Origin of the sequence: Pseudomonas sp. C9-3 (assembly GCF_032392015.1) — a bacterium.
GTDB classification, from domain to species: domain Bacteria; phylum Pseudomonadota; class Gammaproteobacteria; order Pseudomonadales; family Pseudomonadaceae; genus Pseudomonas; species Pseudomonas nitroreducens.
Genome location: NZ_CP135919.1, coordinates 2,969,839 through 2,984,121 on the forward strand (window position 1 = coordinate 2,969,839; position 14,283 = coordinate 2,984,121).

The following is a 14,283-nucleotide window of genomic DNA, read 5'->3' on the forward strand; positions in this document are numbered from 1 at the left end:
CGGGGGCTTTTTCTTTGATCTCTGCAGGTCTCGGCCGTGGGATCAGGCCCGTCCACCCAGTTTGGCCGTAGTCTTCGGATACTCGCCGAACAGCGCGAAATACGACTGGGAAAACCGTCCCAGGTGCCAGAACGACCATTTCATCGCCACCTCGGCCACGGTCATGCCGGATTCGGCGGCAGCCAGCAGGTCGCGGCGCGCGGCGTTCAGGCGGCGGTTGCGCAGCCAGACGATGGGCGGGATGCCGGCGTAATGCAGGAACGACTGCTGCAGCGTGCGTGGTGAGACGCCTGCCTTGGCAGCGAGGTCAGCCATGCCGAACTGCTCGTCGGGGCAGTCGTTTACCACTTCCTTGACCCGCTGCACCACGCGCTTGGCCTGGACGATGGAGCGCGCGCGGCGCTCGCCATCCAGGGGCGCCTCGCACAGCAGCGAGAAGCAGTTGGAGACGATGCTCTGCGCCACACCCGGTGCATCCATCGGGTCATCGCCCGTCGTCGCGCCGGTCAGGAGGTTGCTCAGCGAGGTTGCCACCGACTGGCAGTGGCCCGAGCGCAGCGGCGTCAGCACCAGGTCGGCGAAGGCGTCCGCCGGCTGGCCCCAGTTCGCCGATTCCTTGATCACCACCGCTACCTCGCGGTAGTTCTCCGGGGTGACCCAGGCGTTGCGGGTTTCCCCGTCGAGCAGGTAGAGCGCGTTGTCGGACATGTCGAAGCTGAACACCAGCGCACCGGGCGGGGCATGGAATTCCTGCTCTACGCGCAGGTTCATCTGCTCCTCGTAGAGCTCGATCCCCTCGACCTCGGCATGCAGGATGCGCCCGGCGAAGCGCCCGGCGGACATCTGCGTGTACTGCTGTTCCCAACCAGGAATGGCTATTCGCTGCTGATCTACTTCTTGTGCTTCGACAACCCGGATCGCCATACCCAGCCCTGCTGGTTTTTTCAGATGGGGAAGGCTACCAACCGGCGTATACCGCGTGCAAGACGGGTTCAGCTGTCAATGGTCGGGGCAGCGTACTGCCGCAGGGCCCGGAGCCCTGTGAAAACCGACAAGAAAACGGGGCGCCTGAGCGCCCCGTTATTCTTTCAAGCTTCCTGCAAGAGCCCCTCCCGCCGAGTCTCCAGCGGGAGAGGTCCGCCCATTTACCAGTTGTAACCCACCCCCGCACCGAGGGAGAAGTTGCTCTGGGTATCGACGCTACCACCGACCTTGGTCGTCCATTTGCCGTCGTAGGAGGTGTGCGATACACCCACCGATACGGCCGACTGGCCATTGAAGTTGCCAATACCGGCGGAGGTGGTGCTACCGCCGTTGCTCATCGGTTGCGGCAGGCTGGCGATGGCGATGGCACCGGCGATGCCGGCACTCAGGCGGTCGTCCTGCTCCTTCAGATCATTGCGCAGGTTGTTGAACTGCGAGCTGGTCTGCCCCGCAAGGCTGCCCAGCGCATCCTCCACCTGGCCGACGTTGACGGCGTCGGTACGCTCCACGCCTGCCGCCACGTGGGTGATCTGGCGCTCGTTACCAGCGCTACCGACGGCGACACTGTTGTCGCGCTCGGCCACCGAGTTGGCGCCGACAGCCACCGAGTTCTTGCCTTTGGCCTTGGCGTTGGAGCCCACCGCCGTGCTGCTGGCGCCCGACGCCTCTGCCCCCGGCGCAATGGCAACAGCATCGGTACCGGTGGCAGTCGGCTTCTGCAGCTTCGCGGTATTGTTCACTGCACCCAGACTGCCGACGCTGTCTTCGACCTTGGTAACCCGGTTGTCGACGTTGGCGATAGTCTCATCGACATTGGCGACGCTCCCGGCGATCCCGTCGACCCGGCTATCGGTGTAGGACTTCGATGCAGCCATTGCCCCATCCAACTGACGCAGGTTGACGGCATCGCCGGCTTCCTGGGCATCAGCCACGTTACTGATGGTGCGGGTCTCGCCAGTTGCCGCATTGCCGACGGATACCGTGCCCACGACATTGTCGTTGCTCGCACCCGAGTACTGCCCGACATACGCCTCGGCCGGTGCACCGCGACCGCCGTCGCTAGCCCCCTGCCCCAGCGCCACGCTGCCGTTGGCCGAGGCTTCGGCACCTTCGCCGAGCGCAACTGCCCCGTCGCCGCTGGCCTTGGCGTTACCGCCAACGGCAATGGCATTGGCACCGCTGGCCACCGAGTCGGCCTGGGTCGACGAGGTGTGGAAGTACTTGATGCCGCCGCCGCTGACCATGTTGTTGACGCTGCTTTCCAGGCCAGTGACGCGGCCATCGATCACAGCGACCTTGTTGTTGGTATCGAACAGCTGCGCACCGTTGACTGCATCGGTGCTGTCCTCGGACAACTGGCCGGCCTTGACGTTGGTCAACTGGACGCTCTTGCCGGTACTCCCGAGGGTCATCTTGTCGTGCGCCGCCGAGTCGTAGACCAGGGCGTCGGACAGCGTGCCGCTCATGCTGGCGAGGGTGGTGTTGATGCCACTGATATCCGTGGTGTTCTGGGTGACACGGCCATCCAGGCCGCTGATCGCCACCGTGTTGCCGGCGATATCAGCGGTGTTCTGGGTGGTACGGGTATTCAGGTCACCGATCGAGGCCGTGTTGCCAGCGATATCCGTAGCGTTCTGCTCGACCCGCTGGTTGGTGCTGAACAGCTGGCCACCGTTCACGGCTTCCTGGCTGTCGGCGGCCACAGTACCGTCAGCCACGTTGATCAGCTTGCGCGCACCGGCAGTGCCGAGGAAGTCGACGGCGGCGCCATCGCTGTCCTTGCCCACGGTGAGGTTTTCACCGGCGGCGGACTGCTGGACCATACCGATGGTGCCGCTGCTCAGGTTGGTGGTGATGCTGGTGATATCACCCTCGACGTTGTTCATGCGGCCGCCGAGGTTGGTCACGCTGCCTTCGACGTTGGTCACGCGGCTATCGATGCCGGTGACACGGCCATCCAGGCCGGTGATCGCTGCAGTATTGCCAGCGATGTCCGCGGTGTTCTGCGCTACGTCCTGGTTGGTGCTGAACAGTTGGCCACCGTTCACGGCTTCCTTGCTGTCAGCGGCCACGGTACCGTCGGCCACGTTGATCAGCTTGCGAGCGCCGGCAGTGCCGAGGAAGTCGACGGCGACGCCATCGCTGTCCTTGCCCACGCTGAGGTTTTCACCGGCGGCGGACTGCTGGACCATGCCGATAGTGCCGCTGCTGAGGTTGGTGGTGATGCTGGTGATGTCGCCTTCCACGCTGCCCATGCGGCCATCGAGACCGCTGATCGAAGCGGCGTTACTCGCGATGTCGGAGCTGTTCTGGGTGACACGACCGTCCAGACCGGTGATCGCTGCGGTGTTGCCAGCGATGTCCGTGGTGTTCTGCGCTACGTCCTGGTTGGTGCTGAACAGTTGGCCACCGTTCACGGCCTCCTTGCTGTCAGCGGCCACGGTACCGTCGGCCACGTTGATCAGCTTGCGAGCGCCGGCAGTGCCGAGGAAGTCGACGGCGGCGCCATCGCTGTCCTTGCCCACGGTGAGGTTTTCACCGGCGGCGGACTGCTGGACCATGCCGATGGCGCCGCTGCTGAGGTTGGTGGTGATGCTGGTGATGTCGCCTTCCACACTGCCCATGCGGCCATCGAGACCGCTGATCGAGGCGGCGTTGCTCGCGATGTCGGAGCTGTTCTGGGTGACACGGCCATCCAGACCGGTGATCGCTGCGGTATTGCCAGCGATGTCCGCAGTGTTCTGCGCTACGCCCTGGTTAGTGCTGAACAGCTGGCCACCGTTCACGGCTTCCTGGCTGTCAGCGGCCACGGTACCGTCAGCCACGTTGATCAGCTTGCGCGCACCAGCAGTGCCGAGGAAGTCGACGGCGACGCCATCGCTGTCCTTGCCCACGGTGAGGTTTTCACCGGCGGCGGACTGCTGGACCATGCCAATAGCACCGCTGCTGAGGTTGGTGGTGATGCTGGTGATGTCACCTTCGACGTTGTTCATGCGGCCGTCGAGGTTCGTTACGCTGCCTTCGACGTTGTTCACGCGACCATCCAGACCAGTGATCGCTGCAGTATTGCCGGCGATGTCCGCAGTGTTCTGCGCCACGTCCTGATTGGTGCTGAACAGCTGGCCACCGTTCACGGCTTCCTGGCTACCGGCTGCCACGGCACCGTCGGCCATGTTGATCAGCTTGCGCGCACCAGCGGTACCGAGGAAGTCGACGGCGGCGCCATCGCTGTCCTTGCCCACGGTGAGGTTTTCACCGGCGGCGGACTGCTGGACCATACCGATGGCGCCGCTGCTGAGGTTGGTGGTGATGCTGGTGATGTTGCCTTCGACGTTGTTCATGCGGCCGTCGAGGTTGGTCACGTTGCCTTCGACGTTGGTCACACGGCTATCGATGCCGGTGACACGGCCATCCAGGCCGGTGATCGCTGCGGTATTGCCAGCGATGTCCGCAGTGTTCTGCGCCACGTCCTGGTTGGTGCTGAACAGCTGGCCGCCATTCACGGCCTCCTTGCTGTCGGCGGCCACGGCACCGTCAGCCACGTTGATCAGCTTGCGAGCGCCTGCAGTGCCGAGGAAGTCGACGGCCAGGCCATCGCTGTCCTTGCCCACGGTGAGGTTTTCACCGGCAGCGGACTGCTGGACCATACCGATGGTGCCGCTGCTCAGGTTGGTTGTGATGCTGGTGATGTCGCCTTCCACACTGCCCATGCGGCCGTCGAGGCTGGTGATATCGCCTTCCGCCGTGGTCATGCGTCCGCCCAGGCTGGTGATCGACGTCGCGTTGCTTGAGATATCCGCGGTATTTTGCGTAACGCGAGTATCCAACCCGGCGATCGATTGGCCGTTGGCGGCGATATCCGTGGTGTTCTGGGTCACGCGGCCATCCAGGTTGCCGAGAGCGCCATCCACCTTGTCAAAGCCCGCTCCCACATTGGTTGCGGCACCACTGGTTCCGCCAAGGGTATTGGCCTTGGCCAGCAGATAGCTCGGCGCGGTGATCGCAGCATTGGTGCCCACGGTAGTGCCCAGCGCCGATGCGGCCGTTGCGGCCAGGTTCGCGACCTTGGCGTCTTCCGACTGCAATTGGCTGACGTTGACTGCGTCGGTTGCCTGCGAGCCGGCTGCCAGGTTGGTCAAGCGACGCTCCTGGGTGGATGCGCCGATGGACACTTCGCCGTTGGTGGCGGAAGCCACACCCGACAAGGCAGCGGCCCCCGGGTTGTAACCGGCAGCTGCAAGGTTCGCAGTGGTGCTGGAGTTGGCACCCAAGGCAACCGAGTTGCCCGCCGTGGCGATGGCGGAGGTGCCCAGTGCCAGGCTGCTGGCGGCTGTTGCGCTGGCGGAAGTACCCAGCGCCAGGCTGTCCACACCCGAGGCATTGGTGCCATAACCCAGCGCAATCGCATGGTCGGCTATCGCGGTCGCCAGGGTTCCCATGGCAATGGAGCCATTGCCCTTGGACGAGGAGTAGATGCCCATGGCAATGCCACCGGAATCCTGAGCCATCGCGCCAAAGCCCATTGCGGTGGAGCCGAAACCATAGGCGCGGACGGCACAGCCGATCGCCGTGGAGTTGTACCCGTATGCCAGGGTCGATCCGTTATTGACCGCCGTACCGCCGGCGTTGTTGCCAATGTTGCCGGTGCCGCCGATGAACTGGCTCGAGCCCCAGTTGACGTATCCCGTGCCTTTATTGGCCTGGGAGCCATAATCGACTGTGGTTGAGTACTGCGGAGCCAGGCTGCTGAACAGGCTGCTCATGTTGCCCAGTGCCCCGGGCCCGGTCGTGTAGGTCGCAGTGAGATCCTGGCAGTCGCCGTCAGGCGTCATCGCCAGGCCCTGGTAGTTGGCTTGCGCCCCCCAGCCACCACTCGAGCCAGCAGCCCGAGAACCGTTGTTGCCGTTGACCGAGGCCCCCGTATCGGAGAACGACGCCCCCGCAAACGCCTCGGGCAGGAAGCCAAATGCACTCATCAGGGCGGCCGCGATCAGGCCACCAATACGCCCAGCCTTGGTCCGACTTTTAGCCGTCTCCGCAGCCGCGACATAGGTCCCCGTTTTTTCACACCAGATACTGCGATATACGCGGTTCATCAGAATTTCCCTTATTCCATACGTAGGAATCGTCTCGTTTAAAGATCGAAAAGAGACGGGATGAACACATGTTATGGAGAGGCAAATTCCGAGGAACTCAGATAATCCCATTACTTGGGCAGGATGATTCCTAAGGCTATTCCTGCATAAAACAGAGAACCGGCAGCAACACATCCAGAATATGAGTCTGGATGGTTTTCTTGAGCGTCACTCACGTAGTAGGAGATATCTCACTCTGATGATTTCTCCCATGGATGGGAGTGCAAACTTTCCCGGCGCCGCTTCATTACAGGGATTGGAGACAGACCCGCCGCACCAACAATCCGCTATGGCGAAAGTACGCTTGTATCACCAGTGGAAGGCGGCAGCCTGAATCGGGACAGTCCCGCCGCCGCGTGGGCCTGGACCGGGCCGGGAAACTAGAACGCCAGGGCTGCCCCACACAGTGAGGCAACCCTGGCGACAAGGACCACTACCCGCGCGACTGGCCCACGGCACGGGGCAGAACGACAGGTCTGAATCAGGGCAAGGTCATCGACAGATAGTAGTTCTTGCCGAGTATCACCCCCCGGCCAAGCCAGGGCTGGCCGAAGCGGGTCAGCATCACTCCATCCCTTTTCGAGACCTGATAGCTCAGCCCGGTATCAGAGCTGAAAGAGAACTGCTCTGCCGTCAGGCGATTCAGGCGGTACCGGGTACTTGCGGGTGGAATCTGCTGCTTCAGATCGTCCAGGTAACGTGGCGCCAGCTCCGCGAACATCTTGGCCGCACGGCTACGATAATCACTCTCGATCAACCCCGGCGTGGCAGCCAGGCGCCCGGCGATGAGGGCAAAGATGTCCGCATTGGCCCGGCTTTGCGCAAGCCGCAGGTCCATCAGCCTGCTCAGCGCGACGTTATCGAGCCTGGCGTTTGAATCTGCTTTCGCTGCGCCGGTGCTCGCCTCCTCGCTTGCGGTTTTCCCGGCGCCACCAGCGCTGAGTGCGGCCGGTGACGTTGCCGCGCCAGGCCGCATGAACTCCTCAGGGTTGACCGGCGTCAGCGCGGAAACCGCGTGGTAGGCAGCACAGGCCGCGGCCTGTGCTGCCGTATCGCCATTCACCAGCAGAGCCATCGCGTCATTCCCCTGGTGCGGCAGCGAAGCCGGGTCGATCCCCAGTTTCTTCAACTGGGCACTGTTCTGCTCCGCGGTAACGCCACCGTTGGCCAAGGAGCACAATTGATGAGCCAGGACGGGAGCGCTTCGGCCATTGAAGGTGGGATACAGGGAGCGCACGGCTTCCTGAATGACCGGCAGTGCGGGAACGCTGACAGGATGGGCGGCCAGCGCAGAGCCGGAACCCCCTTGCGGGCCGCAGCCTGCCAGAGTGAGCAATAGCGCCGAGAAAACGAGGGATTTTGAGTTCATAGCAGCACCAGTTAGAAAGAGTGGTTCTCCGATACTGAAAGTCCTCAGAGAATGACCTGGTGATATTAGGAATTTGCCCACTTATTTATTGTCGTAAAATCCCACAACTCATGTAGGAAATATCCTATTAATGGCCCTCCGATCGAAATACTTCCTACATACAAGCCGAAGCGGATTTATTGATTAACGATCAAACCCACGAGCACCTGATCTCGTGACGTCACCCCCCAAACTCTCGCGCAGCAACTGTCAGTTCAACCGTGAATTTCCGAGTACCCGGCTCAAGGTAATGACTGTCACTCGCACGCATGTGCAGCCCCTTGAATAAACCATCTCGAAGTACGAGGTTTTCCGCCCGGAGTTGGGCAGCCGCACTATCGGCGAGCGATGATCAGGGCCCGCGCGCGCAATTGGCCACATCCGCCGTCGACGTCCTGCCCGGCGCTGTTGCGCACCTTGGTCAGCACCCCACGGCTGTGCAGATAACGGACCATCTCGACGATGCGGGCGCTGTCCGGGCGCTGGTACTGGTCGCCTTCCAGGGCGTTGAACGGGATCAGGTTGAGCACGCCGAACTTGCCCTTGAGCAGGCGCAGGATGCCGTCGAGTTCTTCCTGGCTGTCGTTGATGCCCTTGAGCAGCGTCCACTGGTACTGGATCGGATAGTCCGTGGCGCGGGCGTAGGCCTCGCCCTGCTCCACCAGTTCCTCGGGGGTAATCTTTGGCGCGCGCGGCAGCAGGTGCTCGCGCAACGCCGCATCGCTGGTGTGCAGCGAGAGCGCCAGCGCCGGCTTGATCCGTTGCTGCGGGAGGCGCTCGAACACGCGCGGGTCGCCGACGGTGGAGAACACCAGGTTCTTGTGGCCAATACCGCCATCGGTGCCGAGGCGGTCGATGGCCTCCAGCACATTGTCGAGGTTGTGCGCCGGCTCGCCCATGCCCATGAACACCACCCTTTTCACTGGCCGCACACGCCGCGCGAGCACCAGTTGGGCAACGATCTCGCTGGTGGATAGCTGGCGCAGCAGGCCGCTCTTGCCGGTCATGCAGAAGCGGCAGCCCACGGCACAACCGACCTGGGTCGACACGCACACGCCGCCGCGCGGCAGCAGCACGCTTTCCACCATCTGCCCATCAGCCAGGCGTACCAGCAGGCGCTCGGAGTTGTCGCCGCCGGGGTGGCGCGACTGGATGGTCGCCAATGCATCCAGCTCGGCGGCAATCTGCGCTACGCCGTTGCGCACGCTCAGCGGCAGGAAGTCCTCGGTCGCCTGTCGCTTGGTGCCGGCATCCAGCGCCTTGCCCTGCAGCCAGGCACGCAGCATCCGGGCGCGATGCAGGGGCAGCGCGCCAAGGTCGGCAAGGCGTTGGTCGAGGTCGGAGATTCGCATGGGGCGCGCATCCTACCACCCGGCGCCGACACGGCGTAGCGCTGCCGGTCGACGACCCTGAAATGTCCGTCGTAGACGCCTCGCTGCGTCAACCGCGCGCACGCTGCTTTGAGATTCGTCTGATTCAGCAAGCATTCACCGCGCCCCTACAGTGCCGCCGCCCCCAATCCAATGCAAAAAGGGGCATTTGCATACAAGGAGTAAGCATGAAGAAGTTCCTGAGCGCCGCCGCACTTGTCTCGGTCGCTGCCCTCGCCACCGGCTGCACCAGCTACAACGTCAGCCAACCGATCGCCCCGATCGCCGGCGCCGTCAAGACCGACCTGAAGGCAGACGTTGCCGTCGGTGGCCCGATCAGTGGCCAGTCCCAGGTCAACATCCTGTTCGGCTTCATCAAGTTCGGCGGTGACAGCCAGTACGCCGATGGCGTCACCTACGGCGCCGAGAGCGGTTCGGGCATGAGCCTGGCTGCCTTCGACCCGGTTTCCTCGGTCAAGGCCGCTGCCGCTTACAAGGCGGTGAAGAGCTCCGGTTCCGATCTGATCGTCGCACCGCGCTACGAAGTGAACGTGCAGGATTACTTCATCTTCAAGAAGGTGGACGTCAAGGTCACCGGCAACAAAGGCAGCATCAACAACATTCGTTGATGGACGCCGGGCGGGGCATCGTGCCCCGCCTACCGCTGGAGCGACGGAGCAGGTGGTGCTAGGTTCAGTCCTTCTACACCGTAACAGGACGTCTTCATGCGCCGGACCGCTCCCCTCGCGTTCAGCCTCATCGCACTCGCATTCTCCAACCTCGCCCAAGCCACCCCGCCGGACTTCGATGCGAAGGTGAACAAGCTCGCCCAGCAGGTCATGCGCGAACAGAACATCGCCGGCCTGGCGATTGGCGTCACCAACCATGGCGAGCAGCATTTCTACAATTTCGGCGTGGCGTCGAAGCAGAGCAAACAGCCGGTGAGCAGCGATACGCTGTTCGAGATCGGCTCGGTGAGCAAGACGTTCACCGCCACCCTTGCCGGTTTCGCCGAGGCCAGCGGCAAGCTCAAGCTGCAGGACAGCCCGACGCATTATCTGAAGGAACTGCGCGGCAGCGCCCTGGACAAGGTGACGCTGATCCAGCTCGCCACCCACGTCACCGGCGGTTTCCCGCTGCAACTGCCCGATGAGGTAAAGACTCCCCAACAGCTCACCGACTACTACAGGACCTGGCAGCCGCAGTACCCCGCCAACACCCAGCGGACTTACGCCAACCCCAGTATCGGCCTGCTCGGCATCGCCACCGCGCGCGCCCTTGATGTGCCGTTCAAGACCGCGATGCAGCGCAACGTCTTCGCCCCGCTGGGACTGAGCAATACCCATATCGATGTGCCCGTGACGCGCCAGGGTGTCTATGCCCAGGGCTACGACAAGGACGACCAGCCCGTGCGGGTTAACCCCGACCAGATCGCCGATGAGGCCTACGGGGTGAAATCCAGCAGTCGTGACCTGCTGCGTTTCGTCCAGGTGCAACTGGGCGAGGTCAAGCTCGGTACCAAGTTGCAGGCGGCGGTGGATGCCACCCGCACCGGCTATTACCAGGTCGGCCCGATGACCCAGGACCTCGTCTGGGAGCAGTATGCCTACCCCCCCAAGCTCGCCGAACTACAGCAATACAACGGCCCTTCGATGGTGCTGGAGAGCCAGCCGGTGAAGGCTCTGCGCAAGCCGCTGCCGCCGCAGCAGGACGTCTGGGTGAACAAGACCGGCGCCACCGGCGGCTTCGGTGCCTACGTCGCGTTCGTCCCGTCGAAGCAGCGCGGCATCGTCATCCTCGCCAACCGCAACTACCCCAACGAGGCGCGGGTGAAGCTGGCCTGGGACATTCTCTCGAAGCTGGATTGACGCGCTTGCTGTGGGAACGAACCTTGACCGCGATGCCTCCCGGTGGCTCCGGCGCCAAGAGGTTCGCGAGCAAGCTCGCTCCTACAGCGCCTCGCCCGTGGCGCGCGACCTGTATCGATGCCGGTGATGTTCTGAATCAAAATGCCGATAATGATCCCTGGCGGCGGAGCCTGTAGCGTGGTGTCCTGACAGATTCCGCCACCAGAGGATCAGTGCCTTGCCCCGCCTCCCACTGCAACGCGCGCCCATCGGCGACTACGACCACTCTGCGCAGTCGCGCGGAGGCCGCTTCCACAACCTCACCCCGCGCCCGGCGGACATGCCCGAGCCAAGCGCGAGGGTGCTCTGGGATGTGTTGTTCAACAAACCGAAGAACACCGTGCCGCGCGCGCCGGTACCCGTGCGCGCGCTGACTGCGGACGAACTGGACGCCGCGCCTGACCGCAGCCTGTATCGCCTCGGCCACTCCACCCTGCTGCTCAAGTTGCGCGGCGGCTGGTGGCTGACCGACCCGGTGTTCTCCGAACGCGCGTCGCCCTTCAGCTTCGCCGGGCCCAAGCGCTTCCACGCGCCACCGATTGCCCTGCGGGACCTGCCGCCGATCCGCGGCGTGATCCTCTCCCACGACCACTACGATCACCTTGACCGCGCGACCATCGCCGTGCTGGCCGAACGCGCGGAGGTCTTCCTCACCCCGCTGGGCGTGGGCGACCGCCTGCTCGACTGGGGCGTACCGGCAGAGAAGATCCGCCAACTGGACTGGTGGCAGAGCACCACGGTGGACGGCCTGTGCCTGACCGCCACCCCGGCGCAGCACTTCTCCGGCCGCGGAGTACGCGACGGCAACCGCACCCTGTGGTGCTCCTGGGTGATCGAGGACGACAGCCTGCGCATCTTCTTCAGCGGCGACACTGGCTACTTCGACGGCTTCGCCGAGATCGGCCGGCGCTTCGGCCACTTCGACCTGACGCTGATGGAAACCGGTGCCTACAACGAGCACTGGCCCTACGTGCACATGCATCCGCAACAGACTGTGCAGGCGCACCAGGACCTCAACGGCCGCTGGCTGCTGCCGATCCACAACGGCACTTTCGACCTGGCCATGCACGCCTGGTACGAACCCTTCGAACGCGTACTGGAAATCGCCGGCGAGCGCGGGCTGAGCGTTACCACGCCGATGATGGGCGAGCGCATCGATATCGAAGCGCCACATAACGCTGAACGCTGGTGGCGCGGCGTGGTAGCCGAGGAAGCCCGCACACCGGTGCCGCGCTGTGGCTGTCGCGCCGCCCGCGAGAGTTGAGCCCCGGCCGTTGTAGGATGGCGTGGAGCGAAGCGATACCCATCAATGCGTTGCACCAACAGCATGGGTATCGCTCCGCTCCACCCATCCTACGATCGACGTTCCGGTACCGCATGGCGCTGTTCTTGTAGGAGCGAGCTTGCTCGCCCCTACGAAAAGCCATGAGTGCTCGCATACTCAATCGCTGGCCAGCTCGAACAGCTGCCAGCGCACCGAGCTGACGCCCTTCTCCAGGCTGATGCGGCTGACCATGCGTTCCAGTTGTCCGGCGGCGCCATGGCCGCCGAGCAACTCGGCGCGCACTTCCAGTTTCGCCGGGTTGGGCTGATCCTCGCTGTGCAGCGATTGCAGGCGCAGTTCGCTGCTGTCCAGGCTGTGCAGCATCAGGCTGCGCACCTGAATCTCGTCTTCGGCGCGGCAGATGATCGCGACGCCGTAGCGCTGCTCCGCTTCACTGGCCGGCACCACGTCCTGGTGATTCAGGCGCAGGGCGATGTCGCGCAGCAGGATGTTGGCGCAGAGCACCACCACGCTGCCCAGCGCGGCTTCGAGCAACAGCCCCATGCTGCACAGCACACCGATGGCGGCGGTGCACCAGAGCGTGGCAGCAGTGTTGAGGCCGCGCACATTCAGGCCATCGCGCATGATCACGCCGCCGCCGAGGAAGCCGATGCCGGACACCACATAAGCAGCGATGCGCGGAGCGTCGGCCGAGAGCCCCGGCATGGCCTGGGTCATCAGCACGAAGAGACAGGCACCGGTGCTGACCAGCGCATTGGTACGCAGGCCGGTCAGGCGCTGACGCAGCTGGCGTTCGGCGCCGATCAGGGCGCCCAGGATGAGTGCCGCGGCAACCCGCAGCAGGAAGATTTTCCAATCCATGTTCCACCTCGTTTGCGGCGCTCGGCCGCTCCATGCGCCGGGCGGTGCCGGCGCGCATTCGGGTGGTGGATTGCGAGGGAGCGAAGGGCCGGTTGGCCCCGCAGGGGAATGGTGAGACGTCATCCCGCGGCGGGATGCGTATCGCCACTGTCCGCAACGCAGCGAGACAGTGGCAGGGTTCTGCCGGACGGCTCGCTGTTCAGACCTGTCGCAATCGACCAGGGCAAGTGTCCAAGGCAGGACTCCTCTATTGATTCAAAAAAAGCGACCGGGCCCGGTGTGAGCACTGCCCGGGACAGCCCCGGCCGCGAGTCGTCATCATCCCCGAGCAGCCTTAAGGTTTCCTTAGTGCCTGGACCCATGGTTGGCATCGAACGGGCCAGGGCCCTACCATGCGCCCCTGCCCTGATCAGGAACACGTCATGCCGTCCGCCATCGTCACCCGCGAGCACTGGATCAGCAGCGAGAAAGGCCAACTGTTCGCCCAAGCCTGGACACCCGCCGAGATCACCGGCGAGCCGATCCTGCTGCTGCATGACTCGCTGGGCTGCGTCACCTTGTGGCGCGATTTCCCGGAAAGCCTCGCCGGCGCCACCGGCCGCCCGGTCATCGCCTATGACCGCCTCGGTTTCGGTCGCTCAGAGCGCTACCCCGGTGCCCTGCCCCTGGACTTCATCGACGGGGAAGCACGCACCGTCTTCCCTCTGCTGCAGCAGCACTTCGGTTTCGAGCGCTGCGTGGTGTTCGGCCATAGCGTTGGCGGCGCCATGGCCGTGACGTGCGTGGCACGGCATCCGCAAACCTGCGCGGCGTTGATCACCGAGTCGGCGCAGGCCTTCGTCGAGCACCGGACCCGCGACGGCATCCGCGCCGCGGAGCTGGAATTCGCCCGCGAGGGGCAGTTGCAACGCCTGCAGAAGTACCATGGCGACAAGGCTTTCTGGGTGCTGCGCGCCTGGGTCGACACCTGGCTGTCGGACGATTTCAGCGACTGGAACCTGGACGCCGAACTGGCGCAGGTAAAGTGCCCGACCCTCAGCCTGCATGGCGAGCAGGACGAGTACGGCTCGGCCGCCCACCCGCAGCGTCTCACCTCGATACCGGGCGTACCGACGATGCTCAGGCTGCTGCCCGATTGCGGACATGTTCCGCACCGCGAACAGCAACCTGCCGTGCTGCAGGCGGTGGCCGAGTTTTTCCAGCGCCATGTGCCCCAGGCCCCGTCAGTCGTGGGGCGCAGGTAATACCGTCTGGCTGAAAAATTGAATCCGGGTTCGTGCAGGACGGTCACAACGACCAGGCGCCGTCGCTTCGCTTTCTTTTCCCAGGGAGC

At 64.0% G+C, this 14,283-nt stretch carries 9 protein-coding genes and 1 pseudogene; 4 read left to right on the plus strand and 6 right to left on the minus strand.

Annotated features, from left to right (window positions below; genetic code table 11):
* Nucleotides 1-42 precede the first annotated feature (42 nt).
* The 5 genes and pseudogenes from RS899_RS13230 to RS899_RS13245 form a co-directional block, all read right to left on the minus strand.
* The gene (locus RS899_RS13230) at nt 43-843 is read right to left on the minus strand and encodes a helix-turn-helix domain-containing protein (RefSeq protein ID WP_315810168.1); all 801 of its coding nucleotides are present in this window, start codon (nt 841-843) and stop codon (nt 43-45) included.
* A gap of 302 nt (nt 844-1,145) precedes the next feature.
* A complete protein-coding gene (locus tag RS899_RS13235) occupies nt 1,146-5,960 on the minus strand; it encodes a YadA-like family protein (RefSeq protein ID WP_315810169.1) in 4,815 nt (1,604 codons plus the stop codon).
* Nucleotides 5,961-6,011: 51 nt separating this feature from the next.
* Nucleotides 6,012-6,254, minus strand: a pseudogene (locus RS899_RS30850) (ESPR domain-containing protein); the annotation flags it as partial.
* Nucleotides 6,255-6,600: 346 nt separating this feature from the next.
* A complete protein-coding gene (locus RS899_RS13240; protein ID WP_315810170.1) occupies nt 6,601-7,488 on the minus strand; it encodes a hypothetical protein in 888 nt (295 codons plus the stop codon).
* A gap of 374 nt (nt 7,489-7,862) precedes the next feature.
* The gene (locus RS899_RS13245; RefSeq protein WP_315810171.1) at nt 7,863-8,879 is read right to left on the minus strand and encodes an RNA methyltransferase; all 1,017 of its coding nucleotides are present in this window, start codon (nt 8,877-8,879) and stop codon (nt 7,863-7,865) included.
* Nucleotides 8,880-9,085: 206 nt separating this feature from the next.
* Between RS899_RS13245 and RS899_RS13250 the strand changes: the two genes are divergently transcribed.
* From RS899_RS13250 to RS899_RS13260, 3 genes are all read left to right on the plus strand, one after another.
* The gene (locus RS899_RS13250) at nt 9,086-9,526 is read left to right on the plus strand and encodes a hypothetical protein (RefSeq protein WP_024763830.1); all 441 of its coding nucleotides are present in this window, start codon (nt 9,086-9,088) and stop codon (nt 9,524-9,526) included.
* 96 nt (nt 9,527-9,622) lie between these two features.
* A complete protein-coding gene (gene ampC, locus RS899_RS13255; RefSeq protein WP_315810172.1) occupies nt 9,623-10,765 on the plus strand; it encodes a class C beta-lactamase in 1,143 nt (380 codons plus the stop codon).
* A gap of 217 nt (nt 10,766-10,982) precedes the next feature.
* The gene (locus RS899_RS13260; RefSeq protein WP_315810173.1) at nt 10,983-12,068 is read left to right on the plus strand and encodes an MBL fold metallo-hydrolase; all 1,086 of its coding nucleotides are present in this window, start codon (nt 10,983-10,985) and stop codon (nt 12,066-12,068) included.
* A gap of 177 nt (nt 12,069-12,245) precedes the next feature.
* On the opposite strand, the gene RS899_RS13265 is transcribed toward RS899_RS13260, so the two are convergent.
* A complete protein-coding gene (locus tag RS899_RS13265; RefSeq protein WP_233297657.1) occupies nt 12,246-12,950 on the minus strand; it encodes an MgtC/SapB family protein in 705 nt (234 codons plus the stop codon).
* 422 nt (nt 12,951-13,372) lie between these two features.
* On the opposite strand from RS899_RS13265, the gene RS899_RS13270 reads away from it, so the two are divergent.
* On the plus strand, nt 13,373-14,194 hold the full coding sequence (locus tag RS899_RS13270) for an alpha/beta hydrolase (protein ID WP_315810174.1): 822 nt from the start codon (nt 13,373-13,375) through the stop codon (nt 14,192-14,194).
* Nucleotides 14,195-14,283 lie beyond the last annotated feature (89 nt).

What these genes read in the sequence shown, in the direction of transcription:
- RS899_RS13265 (WP_233297657.1), bottom strand. Translation starts at nt 12,950, where the DNA reads ATGGATTGGAAAATCTTCCTGCTGCGGGTTGCCGCGGCACTCATCCTG.
- RS899_RS13240 (WP_315810170.1), bottom strand. Translation starts at nt 7,488, where the DNA reads ATGAACTCAAAATCCCTCGTTTTCTCGGCGCTATTGCTCACTCTGGCA.
- RS899_RS13250 (WP_024763830.1), top strand. Translation starts at nt 9,086, where the DNA reads ATGAAGAAGTTCCTGAGCGCCGCCGCACTTGTCTCGGTCGCTGCCCTC.
- RS899_RS13230 (WP_315810168.1), bottom strand. Translation starts at nt 843, where the DNA reads ATGTCCGCCGGGCGCTTCGCCGGGCGCATCCTGCATGCCGAGGTCGAG.
- RS899_RS13270 (WP_315810174.1), top strand. Translation starts at nt 13,373, where the DNA reads ATGCCGTCCGCCATCGTCACCCGCGAGCACTGGATCAGCAGCGAGAAA.
- ampC (WP_315810172.1), top strand. Translation starts at nt 9,623, where the DNA reads ATGCGCCGGACCGCTCCCCTCGCGTTCAGCCTCATCGCACTCGCATTC.
- RS899_RS13245 (WP_315810171.1), bottom strand. Translation starts at nt 8,879, where the DNA reads ATGCGAATCTCCGACCTCGACCAACGCCTTGCCGACCTTGGCGCGCTG.
- RS899_RS13235 (WP_315810169.1), bottom strand. Translation starts at nt 5,960, where the DNA reads ATGAGTGCATTTGGCTTCCTGCCCGAGGCGTTTGCGGGGGCGTCGTTC.